The organism is Leptolyngbya sp. PCC 6406 (assembly GCF_000332095.2).
Lineage (GTDB): Bacteria > Cyanobacteriota > Cyanobacteriia > Phormidesmidales > Phormidesmidaceae > PCC-6406.
On record NZ_KI913949.1, the window covers coordinates 2,876,655 to 2,895,245 of the forward strand.

General features: G+C 51.9%; 16 protein-coding genes. 9 read left to right on the top strand and 7 right to left on the bottom strand.

The genetic code is table 11. The features are described 5' to 3' along the window. Nucleotides 1-250: 250 nt before the first annotated feature. The 3 genes from LEP6406_RS0212775 to leuS form a co-directional block, all read right to left on the bottom strand. Entirely contained in the window at nucleotides 251-562 is a 312-nt protein-coding gene (locus LEP6406_RS0212775) for a ssr2422 family thylakoid membrane protein (RefSeq protein ID WP_008316444.1), read from the bottom strand. A gap of 66 nt (nucleotides 563-628) precedes the next feature. Continuing rightward, entirely contained in the window at nucleotides 629-1,810 is a 1,182-nt protein-coding gene (locus tag LEP6406_RS0212780) for a DUF389 domain-containing protein (RefSeq protein WP_008316442.1), read from the bottom strand. A 113-nt stretch (nucleotides 1,811-1,923) separates the two neighbouring features. Then, a complete protein-coding gene (gene leuS / locus LEP6406_RS0212785) occupies nucleotides 1,924-4,524 on the bottom strand; it encodes a leucine--tRNA ligase (protein ID WP_008316439.1) in 2,601 nt (866 codons plus the stop codon). 649 nt (nucleotides 4,525-5,173) lie between these two features. Between leuS and LEP6406_RS0212790 the strand changes: the two genes are divergently transcribed. Together LEP6406_RS0212790 and LEP6406_RS0212795 are read left to right on the top strand one after the other, a co-directional pair. Further along, nucleotides 5,174-6,409 (top strand): ISL3 family transposase, encoded by a 1,236-nt coding sequence (locus LEP6406_RS0212790; protein ID WP_027268755.1) that lies wholly within the window; start codon nucleotides 5,174-5,176, stop codon nucleotides 6,407-6,409. Between the two features lie 93 nt (nucleotides 6,410-6,502). After that, a complete protein-coding gene (locus LEP6406_RS0212795) occupies nucleotides 6,503-9,238 on the top strand; it encodes an NB-ARC domain-containing protein (protein ID WP_008311171.1) in 2,736 nt (911 codons plus the stop codon). Nucleotides 9,239-9,733: 495 nt separating this feature from the next. On the opposite strand, the gene LEP6406_RS0212800 is transcribed toward LEP6406_RS0212795, so the two are convergent. Continuing rightward, nucleotides 9,734-9,937, bottom strand: a complete 204-nt coding sequence (locus LEP6406_RS0212800) for a DUF433 domain-containing protein (protein WP_008311172.1) — start codon at nucleotides 9,935-9,937, stop codon at nucleotides 9,734-9,736. A gap of 68 nt (nucleotides 9,938-10,005) precedes the next feature. Between LEP6406_RS0212800 and LEP6406_RS0212805 the strand changes: the two genes are divergently transcribed. The 7 genes from LEP6406_RS0212805 (at nucleotide 10,006) to LEP6406_RS0212840 (ending at nucleotide 15,252) form a co-directional block, all read left to right on the top strand. Then, nucleotides 10,006-10,269, top strand: a complete 264-nt coding sequence (locus LEP6406_RS0212805; RefSeq protein WP_008311173.1) for a hypothetical protein — start codon at nucleotides 10,006-10,008, stop codon at nucleotides 10,267-10,269. Nucleotides 10,270-10,280: 11 nt separating this feature from the next. Further along, a complete protein-coding gene (locus LEP6406_RS0212810) occupies nucleotides 10,281-10,658 on the top strand; it encodes a type II toxin-antitoxin system VapC family toxin (protein WP_008311175.1) in 378 nt (125 codons plus the stop codon). A 519-nt stretch (nucleotides 10,659-11,177) separates the two neighbouring features. Further along, on the top strand, nucleotides 11,178-11,885 hold the full coding sequence (locus LEP6406_RS0212820; RefSeq protein WP_008311178.1) for a DUF3352 domain-containing protein: 708 nt from the start codon (nucleotides 11,178-11,180) through the stop codon (nucleotides 11,883-11,885). 554 nt (nucleotides 11,886-12,439) lie between these two features. Further along, nucleotides 12,440-12,997 carry a protoglobin domain-containing protein gene (locus LEP6406_RS0212825; RefSeq protein ID WP_008311180.1) on the top strand — a complete coding sequence of 186 codons (558 nt, stop codon included), beginning with the start codon at nucleotides 12,440-12,442 and terminating at the stop codon, nucleotides 12,995-12,997. Nucleotides 12,998-13,341: 344 nt separating this feature from the next. After that, nucleotides 13,342-13,713, top strand: coding sequence for a roadblock/LC7 domain-containing protein (locus LEP6406_RS0212830; protein ID WP_008311182.1), 372 nt, complete (start codon nucleotides 13,342-13,344; stop codon nucleotides 13,711-13,713). A 52-nt stretch (nucleotides 13,714-13,765) separates the two neighbouring features. Beyond that, nucleotides 13,766-14,314 (top strand): GTP-binding protein, encoded by a 549-nt coding sequence (locus tag LEP6406_RS0212835; protein ID WP_008311184.1) that lies wholly within the window; start codon nucleotides 13,766-13,768, stop codon nucleotides 14,312-14,314. Nucleotides 14,315-14,373: 59 nt separating this feature from the next. Then, the gene (locus LEP6406_RS0212840; RefSeq protein WP_008311186.1) at nucleotides 14,374-15,252 is read left to right on the top strand and encodes a DUF4388 domain-containing protein; all 879 of its coding nucleotides are present in this window, start codon (nucleotides 14,374-14,376) and stop codon (nucleotides 15,250-15,252) included. Between the two features lie 187 nt (nucleotides 15,253-15,439). Here LEP6406_RS0212840 and ilvD read toward each other — a convergent pair whose 3' ends face one another. From ilvD to LEP6406_RS0212855, 3 genes are read right to left on the bottom strand one after another with little or no spacing between them, the layout of a single operon-like run. Then, entirely contained in the window at nucleotides 15,440-17,128 is a 1,689-nt protein-coding gene (ilvD, locus tag LEP6406_RS0212845) for a dihydroxy-acid dehydratase (protein ID WP_008311189.1), read from the bottom strand. A gap of 32 nt (nucleotides 17,129-17,160) precedes the next feature. Continuing rightward, nucleotides 17,161-18,063, bottom strand: coding sequence for an N-acetylmuramic acid 6-phosphate etherase (murQ, locus tag LEP6406_RS0212850; RefSeq protein WP_008311191.1), 903 nt, complete (start codon nucleotides 18,061-18,063; stop codon nucleotides 17,161-17,163). A 5-nt stretch (nucleotides 18,064-18,068) separates the two neighbouring features. Then, a complete protein-coding gene (locus tag LEP6406_RS0212855) occupies nucleotides 18,069-18,461 on the bottom strand; it encodes a DUF3110 domain-containing protein (protein ID WP_008311193.1) in 393 nt (130 codons plus the stop codon). Nucleotides 18,462-18,591 lie beyond the last annotated feature (130 nt).

The window sequence follows — 18,591 nt, forward strand, 5'->3', positions numbered from 1 at the left end:
AAGGGAGAAAGCCAGCCACACCACCGGGTTCTGACCGTTCCCTAGCCCCTCTGGGGCGGCAAAGCCAACGACTCCGTTGCTCCCTAGGGGAGCCGCTAACGCGAACAGGGAACTGGATGTCTGTATGGAGACAACGACGTAGCAGGCTTTTCAGCTTGTTTTAAGACATAACCTTCCAAGTCGTGTTCCTTATGGGATCAAGGCAGAGACTTTCTGGCGGGAAATAGCTCCCTACTTGCCCTGCTCCGCCCTACTGATTATTGGCCGCAATTTGAGTGAGCAGGGGGCCGATGGCTTGCAGGGCGGAGGGTAAGACGGCGACGCTAGCTGCCGCCACGATAATGGTGGTTGCCAAGCGCACTAGCTTGTCTGATGCATTCTCATAGGTATCAAACTTGTAGTCTAATTTTTCAAAGCGCCGCTCAACCTGCTCAAAGCGTTGGTCCACTTGCTCAAAGCGCTGGTCAACTTGCTCAAAGCGCTTATCAACATCGGCTTTGAAGTCTCTCAACTCGTTGAGGACATCTGCGATCGTCGGTTCCTGAGAGGGGCTAGATGTCATCGGAAAACCTACATCCTGTAAGGGCTATGCTAGCAAACCCAACCCCCCCAGCGGTCCTGGATGACATCAGGGGATGGATGGCTTCGGGGTTTCAGGATCCGTTGTGTCCTCAGGGAGGTCGGGAATTACGGGTGATTGGGGAACAACGGGTGACGGCTCTGATTGGGGCGTCAGGATCTCCCCAGGGGGCAGAAAATCTTCGGAGAACTCCTGGAGGATTTCTGGGATGCCTTCACCGCCTGCTTCAACGAGGGGCACATCCGAACTGGTCACCTGATCAAAATTGCTGACTCGAAAAATCAGGCGAAAGCGCTGCCCCATCCGGTCTTGAACATAGTTTTCCAACAGGAAAACCTGTTTGGGAGTGAGAGGTTCATCGCTGTAGACCGCTAAGGTGACTTCCGGGATCTCTGGCCCCCAGCGGGTGTTCATGCTGATCAGGTATACCCGCTGAAAGGTGACAGTCCCCCCGACAAGGGCTTGACGGAGATTTACCTCTAGGCGGTCCTGACGCAGGAGTTCAAAGGTGCCCGCCCCTAGGGGCACCATCAGTAACCCGGTGAGGGCCAGGGTGAGCTGAATGGGGCGTTTGGCCCGGTGGATTGGGGCATAGCCCGCTAACCAAAAGGCCACCATGCAGGCCAGGGTAATGCCTAGGAGGTTTGTGGCGTAGAGTAGCAGGGCTCCCTGAGCCTCTAGCCAACGGCCCTCCGCCAACCACAGTCCCACTACGCACAAGGGCGGCATCAGGGCTACCGCGATCGCAGTTCCCGCCAGGGAGGGAGAGACCTTAGGATCCACCTTGGCCAAGCCACTGATGGCCCCTGCCGCGATCGCAATACCCAGGTCCAGCAGCGTGGGGGAAGATCGGGCGACAATTTCGCTACCGTACTGTTCCAGGCCAAAGGAAAAGCCAATGAAGGTAGCCAATGCGATCGATAATACTGTCCCCACCACCAGAGCCTTGGCCCCCTCCCGGATCAGGATCCGATCCGCATCCAAAATACCAAAGGCAATCCCTCGGATCGGCAGCATCAGGGGGGCAACGATCATGGCCCCAATAATCACAGCGGCACTATTGGAGAGCAGTCCTAGGCTGGCAATGATACAGGAGCCCAGGGTCAGAAAGAAAAAATTTGGGTTTAGGGTAGACTCCTCCACGAGGCTATCCCCCATGGCTTCGAGGGTGGAGACAGAGACCTGTCGCCGTCGAGAGAAGTACTTACGAAGCCGGTAAAACCGTTTCATATTCTAGTGAGTCTGCGTAGGTTGGGTAAAACGAAGGGTCACCTAAAAGCGGTGGGCCATGTTGGGTTTCGCTAGCGCTGCACCCAACCTACAAATTGAGGCTTGAAAGAGCACTAGGATGCCACGACGAAGTTGACGAGCTTACCGGGGACAACAATCACCTTTTTCACTTCCTTGCCGGAAATGTAGCGCTGGGCCACTTCTGATTCACGGGCGTATTGCTCTAGGGCCGCCTTGTCGGAATCCGCTGGGACATCAAGGGTGCCTCGGGTCTTGCCCATGATTTGAATCACCAGGGTAATTTCATCCGCCACCAGGGCAGATGGGTCCAGCTCCGGCCAAGGTTCCCGGTGGATGGAATTGGCATGGCCCAACTGGTGCCACAGTTCCTCCGCCAGGTGGGGGGCAAAGGGGGCCAGCAACTTGACCAGGGTGGTGATGCCCTCTGCATAAACAGGGGAGTCCGTGCATTGAGCATCGGTGAGGGCGTTGCTCAGCTTCATCAACTCCGACACGGCGGTGTTGAACTGGTAGTCGCCCTCGATGTCTTCGCTAACTTCTTTAATGGCGATGTGGATGGCACGGCGCAGGTCTTTTTCCGGTTTGGTCAGGGCTGCTGGGGGCGAACTGCCGTTCGCCCCTACATCTGCCCCTGGGGATGCAATGAACCCGGTGACCAAGCGCCAGACCCGGTTCAGGAAGCGGTATTGTCCCTCCACGTCGGCATCATCCCACTCCAGATCCTTCTCCGGGGGCGCTTTGAACAGGATGAACATGCGGGCGGTGTCGGCCCCGTACTTAGCCAGTACCGCTTCAGGATCCACGCCGTTGTACTTGGACTTGGACATCTTTTCGTAGAAGCCCTCCAGGGGATCCCCGGTGGTGGGATCCTGGGGATCTTCTAGGTTGACCTGGGCGGGGGGGATATATTTCCCGGTTTTGGGATTCTTGTAGGTCAGGGCCTGCACCATGCCCTGGGTCAGCAGGCGGCTGAAGGGTTCGTCAACGTTGAGCAATCCGCGATCGCGCAGCACCTTGGTAAAGAAGCGGGAATACAACAGGTGCAAAATGGCGTGTTCAATCCCCCCCACATACTGATCCACCGGCAACCAGTCATTCACCTTGGCAGAGTCGAAGATTGCCCCTTCATTGCGAGCATCGGCAAACCGCAGGAAATACCAGGAGGAATCAATAAACGTATCCATGGTGTCCGTTTCCCGCTTAGCGGGTTCCCCACAGGAGGGGCAGGGCACGTTGACCCAATGATCCAACTGGGCCAAGGGGGAGGCCCCGCGCCCACTGAACTCCACATCCTGGGGCAGTTCCACTGGCAACTGGTCGTCGGGGACGGGCACTGTGCCACAACTGGGGCAATGCACCACGGGGATGGGCACCCCCCAGTAGCGCTGGCGGGAAATCAGCCAGTCCCGCAGCCGATAGTTGACTTCCCCTTTGCCCTTACCGTTAGTTTCCAGCCATTGAATGGCCGCTGCCACGCTCTGGCCCTCCCCTTTCCCCGCTGGAATCCCGTCCAGGGGGCCAGAGTTGACCATGACCCCCTCACCGGGCCAAGCGGTCACCATCGTATTCCCCTCCAGGGTTTCCCCCTGGGGCTGGACAACCACTTTGATCTCTAGACCAAACTTGCGGGCAAATTCAAAGTCCCGCTGGTCATGGGCAGGCACCGCCATGATCGCCCCGGTGCCGTAGCCCATCAATACATAGTCGGCAATCCAGATGGGAATCTTCGCCCCATTGACAGGATTCACCGCGTAGCTGCCGGTCCACACCCCGGTCTTTTCCTGGGTGTCGTCGGTGCGGTCAATGTCGCTCTTGGCCGCTGCCGCTGCCTGGTAGGCGGTGACCACATCCCTTTGCTCAGGGGTGGTCAGCTTTGCCACTAGGGGATGCTCCGGCGACAGCACCATGAAGGTGGCCCCCCACAGGGTATCGGGGCGGGTGGTGAAGACGGGCAATTCGTCCCCGGCCTCAGTGGTGAACACCACCTGGGCTCCGGTGGATTTGCCGATCCAGTTTTCCTGCATCGTCCGCACCCGCTCTGGCCAGCCGGGGAGTTGGTCTAGGTCTTGCAGCAGTTCTTCGGCATAGGCGGTAATTTTGAGGAACCATTGCCGCAGCAACTTGCGCTCCACCTTGGCCCCAGACCGCCAGGATTTCCCCTCGCTGTCCACCTGTTCGTTGGCCAATACGGTCTGATCGATGGGATCCCAGTTCACCGCCGCTTCTTTCTGGTAGGCCAGCCCCGCCTTCAGGAATTGCAAAAAGCTCCACTGGGTCCATTTGTAATAGTGGGGGGAGCAAGTGGCCACTTCCCGATTCCAGTCGTAGGAGAGGCCCAGTTGTTGCAACTGGGCGCGCATCTGATCAATGTTCTGATAGGTCCATTGGGCGGGGTGGATGCCGCGATCGATGGCGGCATTTTCCGCAGGCAGGCCAAAGGCATCCCAGCCCATGGGATGCAGCACTCGATACCCCTGCATCCGCCGCACCCGCGCAATCACGTCGGTGATCGTATAGTTGCGGACGTGGCCCATGTGCAGGTTCCCGGAAGGGTAGGGAAACATGGACAGGGCATAAAATTTGGGCTTGTCCCTGTCTTCGGGGGTCACATCTAGCCCCTGCTCTGCCCAGACCCGCTGCCATTTTTTCTCGATCGCTGCGGGGTCGTATTTCTGTCCTTCGGGGGCCGCCACGTTTACCACTCCAGATCTGCTGCAAGGTGTCTCTGCATTATGCTGCCATACAAGGTGCGATCGCGATGCTTTGTGGGCGCGATCGACCCACCCCCATCCCCCACCTACCACTTCAGCTACCCCCCCATCTTGTCTAAACACCCCCTTTGGGCAAGATAGACAGCTCACGATCTACCAGCAATTGTAAATTCAACGCTAGACGGGCGTTTCAGCTTCTCCGACAGAAATTAGTCTCCCACTCACAGTGGTTAAAGATCGGAAAATTCACCCGTTAACCACAATTTGACGCTAAGCCTATGCCTATAGTGGATCCAGTTTTAATCCATGATCACATGCTTTCCCGTGTCTGTATCTGTTGATACCGTTTGAATTTATAATTGCTGACGATCTACCTATCTCTTCTCGGTGAAATGCTAGACGGGCTATAATCTGCCTAGTATTCCTATTCGGGTGCTTATATAGACTGGGATCTGCCTATCTCCCTTCAGCTAGAGATTATCGGCTCTTCCGGTCTGGCTATGGACAAAGGGCTACTGAGCAGGGGAAATGGAGAGAGAAATAAACGCTAGAAAGGCGTGAAGTGTTTGATATACAAGGGATTGGCTAGAATTAAAGGGTGAGAGAAAGTCGCCATATATGGGTGAGCGCCATGATCACAGAATCTGACGCGAGGCAATTGACAGAGCTACTGGGTCTTCCTGAGACAAAAGTAGAGGATATGACAATGATAGATGGGGTGGGGCTATTTTTTGTAATTAGCCCCACCCGCCGAGATGCAGAGTGTCCCCGGTGTGGGAAGCGAAGTCGTCATTTGCATGAGAATCATCGGTATAACATTGAGGATTTGCCGTGGAATCAACAGCCCGTAGTGTTGCGAGTCAATCGCCGCCAGTTTTGGTGCCAGGAATGTGGACAAGTGTTTAGCGAAGAACTGGCCTTTGTTAAGAAAAGGCGGTTGTATACGCAGCGGCTAGCGAAGCAGATTGTCGGCCAAGTGTTAGGGAGTAGCATTCACAGTGTGGCGGCTCGGACAGGGCTGAGTGACGAGCAGATTGAGACGATGATAAAGGATGCCGGAAAGGCGTATTTACCCGAGAGCCCAGAACCGATTAGATATCTCGGGATAGACGAGATAGCGGTCGTCAAAGGTCAGGGTAACTATTATGGGGTGCTAGTGAACCTAGAGACGCACCAGCCGATCACCCTTCTACCCTCACGAACACAAGAGGGATTGCGCCAAGTCCTTAGCCAATGGGGACCAGAGGTGCTTGAGGGGATTGAAGGGGTGAGCATAGACCTGTGGAAGCCCTACCAAAGTTTGGTAAAAGAGATGATGCCGAATGCGACCATTGTCGCGGATAGATTCCATGTCACCAAACTCGTCAATGAGGAGTTAGATAACGAACGGAAAGCGGAGAAGAGAGCGGCCAAGAAGATCGCAAAAAAGGCTGAGAGGGAGCGCGTCATAGAGGGTCTTAATGGCAGTAAGTATGCGTTACTAAAGAACGAAGGGAATTTGAATGAGAAACAGAAGAAGAAGCTCATAGAAGTGAGCGAAGTATCCCCTAAATTAGCAACGATGCATCGATTGAAAGAAGAGTTCAGAGAAATCTTTGAATCCTTCGAGAATTGGGCAGAAGGGACGTTAAAGTTACTGGACTGGATGGCGGATTCATCGACATTTTTCAATCAGAGTTGTGGCACGATTAAACGATGGTTTGATGAGGTGACATCATACTTTGAACTGAGAATAACTAATGGGGTTGTGGAGGGAATAAATAACAAGCTTAAGTTGATCAAGAGATTAGGTTATGGCTTTGGCAATTTTGACAATTTCAAGTTAAGAGCTTTGTTGCCGTGGGTATTTCCTTTTGAAACACCATAGCCAGACCGGAAGAGCCAGATTATCTACTCTTCAATAGATAAACACAACTAAAAACGAAGAACCAAAAATAAAGAGAGAAAAGGAATACAATCCATGGACTATATTAGAAAACAAATTGATCAGAGAATAGATTTTTTGCAATCTATGGGTGAAAAGTCAGCCCTAAAACAGCATTTTCAGGCTCGTTTTGAATATATTTTGATTTATCTATTAGGATATCTTTGGAACAAAAACCTTCTCAAACTTCATTATGGAGACAAAGAGTTTATCTTTCAAAGCATAATCAAGCCAACAATTGGAAGCGTTGTCGCAATTTGTCGAAAGCTTGATGTTGACAAGGAAATATTTAAAAGAAGCAAACTAAGCCAAGCGCTAGAAAAATATCCATCCATAAGAAATGAACTATTAGGGCATGGATTTGTGTATGAAGATGCGCCAGAAAAGTTAATTTCTGCTCTTCAAGAGCTATATGACTGCATACTATTCTCGGATTTGTCAATCTTGAAAGAAAATGTTGATCTTGTTTATATCCATTCTTTTGAAAATAGTGTCTATAAAGGAATCTCTTATAAAAGTGATGGGGTGAATTATACATCTTGGAGTTGTCCGATTAATATCGCAGAATTTAAAATTAATAGCTTATATGGAAGTTCAGATGTAAATAGCTATTTTCGCCTCTCTCCTTTCATTGAAGTTAATTCATACGGACGTGAGTTATTCTTCTTTAACAGTATAGATGAAAAGTTGCTTGGAAAAGTAAAATACAACCAGTTACTAGAGACTGGCATAACTTATAAGGAATGGGATGAACTTTGTGAGCTAGATGTAACTAATGATGGAATTAAGATTAAAAGTCACAATGGAACTATTCGTAACGCTTATGAAAATAACTACAAGAAATACATTGATATTGGCATAAAGAACAAGATAAGGAGTTTCCTTATCAAAAACAAATCATCTGTTAGTGCAACTGTTTGGGGACATGGTGGCGTTGGCAAAACAGCAACTATTCAGAGTCTTTGTGAAGATCTTGCAAATGACGAAAGAAAAGTTTTTGATTATATAGTCTTTCTTTCCGCAAAAGACAGGAGATATGATTATTATACAGGAAAAATTGAGGATATCAGTAATAAGATATCAACTTTTTCTGAGCTTATTAAGGGCGCGAATACTGTTCTGTTTAACAGAGAAAATGACGATAAAAATCCGATTATAAACATAGAGGGGAAAAGGATTCTATTGGTAATAGATGACTTCGAGACTTTCCCAAAGGAAGAAAAAGATAAAATAGAGGAGTTTATTTCCGAGCTTAACACTAATCATCATAAGGTAATTATTACAACAAGAGCAGCCAATATCAATATTGGGCAAGAGTATCAGACTAACGAACTTACCGAAGAGGAAACAAAAAGATTTCTGCTAACTGTTATTCAAAATGAAGAGATCGGAAATGAAATAGTTATTAGAAGAAATCTGGAAGCTCCTGACAGTTCTCATAAAGTGTTTGAGATAACTAGTGGTCGACCTTTGTTTATTTTTCAATTCGCTTTTATCCTCGCTCAAAAAGGATTAGGAGATGCGCTTAACTTTAAAATCAAAGAAGGAGATACAGCAATCAAGTTCTTGTTTGGCAGAATATATGATTATCTATCAGCTAAGGCAAAAGATTTATTTGTTGTTTTAAGTCTGCTTGTAACCCAAGAGGACTTAAGTAACGTAATAGAGAAAGCTCAATACATCCTAAATCTTGAGCATGAGTCTGATATATTCAATTCTGCCGTCAATGAATTAGTTAAGCTAAAGATAATCAAGCTTGATGATGAGCGTAGATTTTTTGAAATATACTCGAAAGAAATATTTCAAATTATGAGTGATTATTTTGAAGGTCGAACCAGAGCATTTAAAGGCCATTGTATCCAAAGGTTAAAGCAAGTTAATAGAGATAAAACTCTCGATGTAGAACACTCTTTACTACTGACTGCGAATGCAAATCGCTTGGCAAAAAATGAAATTGAAGTAATAGATAGCTACAAGCAGATTATTAATCGTGCCTCAAGCCCACTAGAAATTAAGTTGACTGCAATTTTAAATTTAGCTGCATACCTTGTGGATAGAGGAAAGAAAGACGTTGCTTTAAAGTATTTAGATGACTACAGCTATCAGTTCAACAAGGATGCTAGCAGAGGTTCTAATGAAAAAAATTTCTATGCTACATTTACAAAAATGTGGGCAACTTATTATTGGGCTAACGGAACTAGAGAGCAGAAAGAAAAGGCTGTTGAAAGTTTAATTGCCTATGCTGCATCAGGTTTTGATTACAATGAAGATATAGACTTAGAGCTTTCTGGAATGTTTCTTCAGTATCGTTCCATTTTAGTGATTTCGGATTGGCAAGATTTGAAAGAAAAGCGCAATTACAACGAGATATCAAGTGCTGATTTCAAGCATATTCGTGAAAAACAAAAACAGATGTGCAAGGATATTCATGATAAACAAGGAATAATTTTATACAATAAAATCACATCCAGAAAGCTTGACGATATATCGTCAGGGGCAAGACAAAACGTAATTGCTGGTCTTTACAACTTTTTGGAAGTGCTTGTGCGATTAAGGAAGTTTGAGCTGGTCGTAAAAATTTGTGACTATGTTCTATTCTGTGCTCCACAAAGCTTTCACTTACAGTTTAAAAAGAAGCAGGATTGGGTGAAAACCTTACTGGATAAGGATGTATCTCCCTACATATACAATTCTGGCAAGCCTAGTGATCGAGGAACGCTCACTGAACTCGGCAAGAAGCTAAGTGATGCTTTTGATAAGAAGAAAAAATAATAAATTATTATTTTAGTAGCAGAGGGTCGTAGGGTGGGCAATGCCTAGGGCGTTTACTTTGTGGAAATTTTGCTGCTGAAATTCATGCACATTCTGAATCAAGTCCAAGGTTCGTAATGCTTACACAGTGAGAGTTACGTCGAGATGATGAAAACCTGATCATGAATTGTGCATGAACTCAAAAAGAGTCCCAAAATGAACAGCCCAGGCAATGCCCACCGCTCAAACTTCCAACTCCCTCCACGAAAACTTAACATCCCCATATTCTTCACCTCACATTCTCCAAAGGCATATCGGCTTTGATGGTAGTCATGGCATAACGGAAACGTCGTACATTCTCCGGCTAAGTGATGGTGGGCAATGCCCACCCTACAAAGAGCTAGGAAACTTTGGTGACTCACAATACACGAGAGTTTGAGCGAGTTGAGGGTTTACAGATTCAGGATTGGGAGGTTGAAGAGTGAGTAATACTTTAGATAGCTGGATTGATACTCTTTAATCGGCTCGCCAAACGGCGTAGGCGAGGGCTTCATAGATGTCAGCGGATTCGAGGTAGGGGTAGGCCGTGAGCACATCGTCGATGGAATGGCCGCTAGCAACTAGCCCCACCAGGGTACCGACGGTGATCCACAGCCCTCGGATACAGGGTTTTTCACCCATGATTTCGGGGTTCAAGGTGATTCGGGTCAGCGGTTTCATGGTTGACGCAGGAAATCTACGAACTGTGAAATTACAATATAGGCATAATTGAAGAGCGAGTGAGTCAGATGAGCCCAATTTTACTGCGGATGATGAGTGACTTGAAATTGCTCAGTCTGGAGGAGCAGTGGAAATTACTCAGTCACTTGATCAATCAACTTCGCGCTGGTAGTGCGCAGGTGCCTCCCATGAAAGCGGGGACAAAAGCTGATGTTCAGGCTTTAGAGGTTGATGGGATCTTGCAAGCGACTCAAGGCTGTTGGGGAAATGCCAGCGTTGACCAGATTGATGCTACCCTGAACCACCAGCGACAGTTTGATTGGGATATTTAGGATGTTGGTCAATGAAATTCCTCTTTGATACCAACATTTTGATCTATCACTTCAACAATCAACTTACAGATCTGGGCACTTCCCTTCTGCGAGAAGGTATTGCAGGCGAAGGGGCTTATTCTGTGATTACTCATATTGAAGTGTTGGGCTATCAACAGTCTGATGCAAGGGAAGGCCAAGCAAGGCAGTTGCTCAGCCACTTGATAGAACTGCCGCTGACTTCAGCGATCTCTGAACGCACAATTTCAATTCGCAAACAGTTCAACATCAAAGTTCCTGATGCTGTGATTGCTGCGACTGCCCTCGAATACTCATTGCAACTGGTCAGCCGTAATGAGGTTGATTTCGCCAAAGTAAAGGGGTTAAGTTTGGTCAATCCTTTTGACTGATAGGCCGAAGGTTTTGCAATTTCTCAAAAAGTGCTGATAGCCCCCGATCTATAGCTTGGGCTTCAGTCGTAGGGTGGGCAATGCCCACCGCTCAAACCCGCTCCCCTACTTCCAAGCCCCTCCCCAAATCCCCAAAAGGCATATTGGCTTTGAGGGTAGCCATGGCATGGCGTAAACATCGTACATTCTCCGGCCCAGGGATGCTGGGCAATGCCCACCCTACAAAGAGCTAGGAAACTAGCCCCTGCTCTGCCCAGGCCCATAGAGCAAGCCCGAAAAAATAAAGCGGCCATCAATCTTCTAGATTCATGGCTGGGTGAAACTGAGGATGCGTTGGAACATCAGCAAGCTTGGGACTTTTTGAAAACGGCTCTAGATAAAGATCGATTGTCTGATCGTCCCTTATTCCCATGAGTCGTCTGATTTTGCTGGATTCTGGTCCCCTGGGAATGGTCACAAATCCAAAAGCCATAGGTATTCCTCTCGATTGTCAATTATGGCTAAAATCCCTCTTGCGACGTGGAGAAAGGGTGGTCATTCCCGAAATTTCAGATTACGAAGTTCGCCGCGAACTGCTCCGACGCCCCGCCCCCTAGCGGAAAAACCTTTGCCCAGCTCAATGAGGTGGTGGAAAGCCGCTACCGATTCCAGGTCCAGCGTCGCCAAGTAGAGTATATCCCTCTTACAGACTGGGTTTCCCCCTTCCAGTCCGTCACCCTGACCCATGGCTGGCTCAATAACACCGTGGTTTTCCTAGCCATCGGTGAGGGCACCGCAACTGCGATCGCGCCTAAACCTAGCTGCCCCCTAAATACCCGGTCTCTATTCCAACTGGCGACATCCGCCGCCCCCCAACCCAACAATGGGCACTTTTACCTCAACCTAGATGCTTTGGCCCAGGGGGATGACAATCTCTTTTTACCCGCATTCCCCCCCGAAACCCAGGGAATGCTTCAAGCTCTCCAGGGCATTGGCGTCACCACTACGATCCTGGATGAACGCCGCCTCCGCTACGACCTCTTCGTCGCCCTAAAACGCGGCAATCGCCCCGGCCCGCTCCCCCCGTTGCTCCCCCCGAGGAGGAGGAGATATCAAATAACGTGGGATAGCCGTCTCGTCTGTCCACGGTCAGGCAAGATGCCTGACCCACAAGAATTGCACATTAAAGGCTCCGGGTTCCCAAGGAAATCGCTGATAATGTTGCGAAATGACTCGTCTTTACACTGAAAAACCGAAGAGAAGAGAGGTCTACTCTACACAATGACCGTATGTCTTCGTAGATGCAATTGCTCAGTGATTGCGGGTATTCGGGAGCCGAAATTGCTCTAGAGCCATAGTTCTTCACAGAAGTCTCCGAGGAAATTCCTCTTCGACTCGGTCAGCGGTCTGACCCGAAGACAGCAGAGCAACCTCTCAGTTTTCCCTCTGAGCTGGGATAAACCTAATATCCTGCCGCCAAACGCCTGTAAATGTTTACTTTTCTTCGGAGAGAATTACGCGATCGCGGATATTCCCCCTCAGACAGTGCTCGAAATTCCGTCTTACTTAGGAAAGCTTCACTCGAAAGAAAGTCTTGATATCAATTATATTTAGAAATATAAAAACAATGAAAATGTTGTTTATTTCTAAATAAATTAAAGGCTTTCAAGGTTTTCATTGGCGGCCATCGTCATGAAAATTTAGTGTGTTCAAAGATCCGTATTCATTCGGTATTTATTAACTAGCCAAGATTTCAATAATGACAGTGTTCAAAGAAATAGCCCCATTCCAAGGAAACTCCTATGACTCTAGATGCCAACGAATTTTTAGCCCGAATGACCAAGCGCACCGGCTTCTCGGAGGCAGATAAAAGTCTGCTGAAGAACAACGCCGACTGGGGACTCACTATTGCTCCAGACATGGCAGATGCCTTCTATGCGTACCTGGGTAGGGATGAAGAAATGGATGCCATCCTCAACGCCACCGAGGGGCGCGTTCACCGCCTGCGCGAAACCTTTGTCCAGTGGTTTTATGAGATGTTCACTGGCATGGATGAGTGGGGTACGGACTACGCCGATCGCCGCTGGCGTATTGGCCTTATCCACGTCAAGGTCGGCATTGGCCCCCAGCATGTGGTGCCCGCGATGGCCACAGTCATGGCAGAGGTGGGCAAGCGCCTCAAGGCTGATGGGAAAGCTGATAATCTGCGAGATGCCCTCAGCCGCAGTTGCATGGTGGATCTCGCCTTCATCGAGCAGGCATATATCGAAGTCACCGCCACCGCCGTACTGAAGGAAACGGGTTGGACCGAAGGACTCTTCCGCCGCCTCATTGCCACTGGGGCCGCCACAATGGCCTAGCACCAGGGACGGAAGTTTCCCCACTCTTCTCAGCTCAAGCCTCTGGCTTGCAACGAAATAGAAGCCTACACGACTCCATAACTTCTAGGCTTGCTGCCAGGAAGACCTAGAGCGATCCTGCATGAGCCTTGAGTAAGCCTCTTGCTCCATGGGTTACGCTTCGCTTCACCCACGCTACGAAGGTCTTCAGAAATCAAATGGGATTGCTATAGATGCCCCAGTATGCATCCCCCAATTTCTGAATCAATAGCTGGGCTGGATTTCTGTTCGTCACGTTTCTATCGATTTCCGCTCACGTTTCTCTCGCTTTCCGCTTAATTTTAAGGACTTCCAAGGACTTCACCATGGCTATCAACGTCGAAAAACTCAACGCCGTTCTGCAAAACTTTGTCACGGGCACCACCGATGTCCAAGGGGCAGCCCTAGTCACCCCCGATGGCCTGCCCCTAGCCGCCACTCTTCCAGGCGGTATGGATGAAGAGCGGGTGTCGGCTATGTCCGCCGCTATGCTCTCCCTGGGAGAACGCATTGGTTCAGAACTGGGCCGGGGCGGCATCGAGCGCATCTTTGTCGAAGGGGATAAAGGCTACGGTATTCTCACCAGTTGCAGTGAAGATGCGGTCTTTGTTGTCCTCGCAGATAAAGCCGCCAAGCAGGGGGTGGTGATGTTAGAAATTAAGCGCGCTGTGGCGGAACTCAAACTCTTGTTGGTTTAAATCCCTAGGAGGCTCGTCCATCATGATGCTTCTGAATTTGAGGTAAGCCGCGATGGAAATTATGCGCTTAGTCGTGACTGGGCCTGTGGGGGCAGGCAAGTCTACCTTCATCCGGTCCGTGAGTGAAATTGAGGTGGTGGACACCGATCGCCGAGCTACAGATGAGGTGGCGGATTTGAAGCACAAAACCACCGTCGCCCTGGATTTTGGTCGTCTTCAGTTTGGTCCCAATTCAGCCCTGCACCTCTACGGCACCCCTGGTCAGGCTCGGTTTGATTTCATGTGGGACATCCTTATTCGTCGAGCCCATGCCTACATCATGTTGGTGGCGGCTCACCGCCCCCATGAGTTTCGCTATGCCCGCCGCATTCTGACCTTCATGGAGCAGCGATCGCAGGCTCCCCTGATCCTGGGGTTAACCCACTGTGATCAGCCAGGAGCCTGGTCTGAAGACAATCTATTGTTGGCGCTGGGCTATATCCAGGGCCGCTCTCGGCCCCCGGTGGTGCAGGTGAATGCCACCCAACAGCAGTCCGTTGGCCAAGCCATCGTTGCTCTCGTGCAGCACTACATGGCTCAGCAGGCTTGCCTCACTCGGTAGGTCAGGGACAATCGGGGGATCTGCCCCCATTTTCGTTACATCAATGGACAAGAGCGATCATGGCTATCACCGGACACCTGGCGGAGTTTTCTCTCGCCGAGATCTTTCAGTTTCTTGACCAAGGCCACAAAACGGGCCTACTCACCATCACCCCCCTGCCGGAGCCCACCGATCCTCGGCTGCCGCGATCGCACTATGTCTGGTTTCAGCAGGGTCGGGTTGTGGCAGCGGCCCACCGCTCCGATGGCCGAGGGCTGGCAAACCTAATCTGTCAACGGGGTTGGCTGGGGGATCGGGCCGCTGGGCGGCTGGCCCAAACCTGTGGCCCTCAGCATCCCCTAGGGCTGCACCTCAAGACTCAGGGAATACTGGACTCAGAGCAGATCAAGCTACTGTTCTATGTCCAGGTGATGCGCCAGGTTTGTGCCCTGTTTGCCCAGGCTGATGGCTGGTTCCACTTCGATGGTCAGCAAACGGTTCCTATGGCAGAGATGACCGGGTTGAATGCCCCCGCCACCGATGTCACCTTGGCGGGGTTACGGGCCCTGCGGGATTGGCAGGCTTTGGAGGACAAACTCCCCGATCCCGCTTCTGCTCTGTTGGCCCTGACCCCCACTAAACCCAATCTCAAGCTCAATGCCTTGGAATGGCAGATCTGGGAATATACCCAGGGAGATATTTCCCTGAGTGCGATCGCAGCGCAATTAAACTGTACTGTCCGGCAATTACAACAGGCGGCTTTTCGTTTAATTGTGGTGGGTTTGGTGGAGGAGATGCCCCTACTCCCCATGACCATCCCACCCTCAACTCCCATAGAGGAAAGTCCCCCTGCCTACCCAGTTGAACTTGCCACGACTCCCGCCGCCGCCATCGCCAACCATTCTCAAGTCAGTCACTCCTTCTTGCAAAACCTCATGGGCTTCTTGACAAAGCACTAGTACTGGGCGGCGGAAGTAGCCCTCCCATCGTCGCGCAAGCGTCTCGCTTTCCGCTAGACTCACGGCGGTTAAAACCGCTGCTATACAAACAAAGTCGGCCTTTGCCGACTAAACTAACCCGCGTTAGCAAAGCGGTTCTAGGTCTACCAGCTCTAGTGCCAACTCCTCTGCCAGAGCAAAGATAATCTTACTCAAATAGATCCAGGTCAGTCACGGCTCCGCGACTGCTGGTGGATACCAGCTTGGCGAACTTGCCCAGAATGCCTCGGGTGTAGTTGGGGGGCTTGGGCGTCCAGGCGGCGCGGCGGCGGGCCAACTCTTCCTCGGGCACATTCAACTGGAGCAGATTGTGCTCCGCATCAATGGTGATAGCGTCACCTTCCTCCACTAGGGCGATGGTGCCCCCCACGGCGGCTTCCGGGGCGACGTGGCCCACCACCATGCCGTAGGTGCCGCCGGAGAAGCGGCCATCGGTGATGAGTCCGACGGAATCCCCTAGCCCCGCGCCGATGATGGCGGAGGTGGGGGCCAGCATTTCCCGCATTCCAGGACCACCCTTGGGGCCTTCGTAGCGCACGACGACGACATCTCCGGCCTGGATTTTCTTGTCTAGGATGGCCTTCAGGCAGTCTTCTTCGGACTCAAAGACGCGGGCGGGGCCGGTGATCTGGCGCTTTTTAATACCCGTCAGTTTGGCGACGGAGCCTTCTTCCGCCAGGTTGCCCTTGAGGATGCCGAGGTGACCTTGGGGATAGAGGGGGGTGTCAAAGGGGCGAATCACGTCCTGATCGGCGCGGGGCTCAGCGGGAATATCCGTCAGCAGCTCCGCTACGGTTTGCCCGGTGATGGTGAGGGCGTCGCCGTGGAGGAGGCCGCGATCTAGCAACATTTTCATCACCTGGGGGACGCCTCCGGCTTGGTGGAAGTCGGTGGCCACGTAGCGCCCGGAGGGCTTCAAATCACAGAGGACGGGGACTCGGCGGCGAATGGTTTCAAAGTCGTCGATGACCAATTCCACGCCGATGGCATGGGCGATCGCGAGGAGGTGCAGGACGGAATTGGTGGACCCGCCGACGGCCATAATCACCGCGATCGCATTTTCAAAGGCTTGGCGGGTGAGGATTTGGCTGGGCAGAATTTGCTGGCGAATGGCATTCACCAGGGTTGCCGCCGACTTTTCTGCACTGTCTGCCTTCTCGGCATCCTCTGCCGCCATGGTGGAGGAATACATCAAACTCATGCCCATGGCTTCAAAGGCGGAGGACATGGTGTTGGCGGTAAACATGCCACCGCAGGATCCTGCACCGGGGCAGGCATTGCGCTCCACCGCCAGCAGATTTTCCTCACTCAGTTTGCCCGCACTGTATTCCCCCACGGCCTCAAAGGCGCTGACCACAGTTAAGTCCTTGCCGTCGTGGTGTCCCGGCTTAATAGTGCCGCCGTAGACAAAGATAGCGGGGATGTTTATGCGAGCGATGGCGATCATCGCCCCCGGCATGTTTTTATCACAGCCACCAATAGCAATCACACCGTCCATGCTCTGGCCATTACAGACGGTTTCAATGGAGTCGGCAATCACCTCCCGCGAGACCAGGGAATATTTCATCCCTTCTGTGCCCATGGAGATGCCGTCGCTGATGGTGATGGTACCGAACATCTGAGGCATGGCCCCGGCTTGGCGAATCCCCGCCTCTGCCCGTTTCGCTAGCGTATCTAGCCCCATGTTGCAGGGGGTAATGGTGCTGTAGCCGTTGGCGACACCGACGATGGGTTTGCTGAAGTCGTTGTCGCCGAAGCCCACGGCCCTTAGCATGGCGCGGTTGGGGGTGCGCTGGACTCCTTGGGTGACGACTTGGCTTCTACGGTTGTCCGGCATGGTAGTTCGTTTGCAATATCACTGAGGTCTTCCTATCCTACCGAAATCGCGGCCCGTAAATTCCCCTGACACCCTTGGAGCCGTTGCGCCGCCGCCACCGCATCCAGATCGCACCAGTGCATCAGCAGGGCTAATTTCACCCGCTGCCCGCTGGCGTCGAGGAGGGCGGTGGCTTGGTCCCGGTCTAGCTCGGTTAAATCGCAGAGCATTCGCACTGCGCGATCGCGCAGTTTGCTATTGGTCACCGCCACATCCACCATGCGATTGCCGTAGACCTTGCCCAACTGCACCATTACCCCGGTGGAGAGGATATTGAGGGCCATCTTGGTGACGGTGCCCGCCTTGAGTCGGGTGGAGCCCGCCAAAATTTCCGGTCCGACCACCAAGCGAATATCCACGTCGTAGTCCGTGGGAAACTGGGCCGCTGGCACACAGGCCATAAAGATCGTCGTCGCCCCCCGCGATCGCGCCGCCTGCAAGGCTCCATGAACGTAGGGTGTCGTACCCCCGGCGGTGATACCCACCACCACATCGGTGGCCCCCACGCCATGGTCGGCCATCGCCGCCGCCCCATCCTCAGCAATGTCTTCTAGCCCCTCCGAACTCCGCACCAAGGCCGCTGCTCCCCCGGCCAAAATCCCCTGAACCAGCTCCGGCGGCGTACAAAATGTGGGGGGACATTCCGCCGCATCCAGCACCCCCAGCCGACCGCTGGTGCCCGCGCCAATGTAGAACAACCGTCCCCCCTGCCCCAGGGCAGCGGCGGTGCGGGTAATGGCCTCCGCCAGAGCCTCCCGTGCCGTTGCGATCGCGCTGAGGGTCTGCTGATCTTCCCGGTTGAACAGGTCCACCAGCTCCAGGGGGGAAAGCTGATCCAAGGTTTGGCTGGCGGGGTTGGGTTGCTCGGTGAGGAGATGGCCGCGATTGGTGGGCATGGGGGCTACAACAATCCTTCTAGGCGTTGGCGGATATCGTCCAGTTCCGATTGGGAAAATTCTGGGGGCGTATCCTCCTTGGGGCGGGGTCGCTCCCCTGGTTTCCGATCGGGATCCCAGTCCAGGTTGTCTAAGGTGGCTTCTGGCGGGGTGACCAGGGTACCGGAGGGCACCAGCTTGCAGGCAAAGCCTGCGCCTTGGCAAAATTCCTCTACCTCTTCATCTTCAATGGATTCCACGGTGGGGGAAGGGAAGTCCTGGGCCTCTAGCATCAGGCCAAAGCGAATGGCGTCGTCTTCACTCTCAAACATCAGCACCGTGTTGCGCCCCTGGGCGCTGAGGGAGTGAATGCCCTCGTTGTCTGTACCTGCGTTGAATAACAGTATGTATACCCGCATCCCTCTGCCTGTTGAACTGCCTGTGAAGCTAACTAGTACCGCAGGGCGTAAATCAGCCTACTATCGTCGTACCAGCCCAACATTTTCCGGTCCCCTCGCCCCCTGGGAGAGGGCTAGGGTGAGGGGCCGA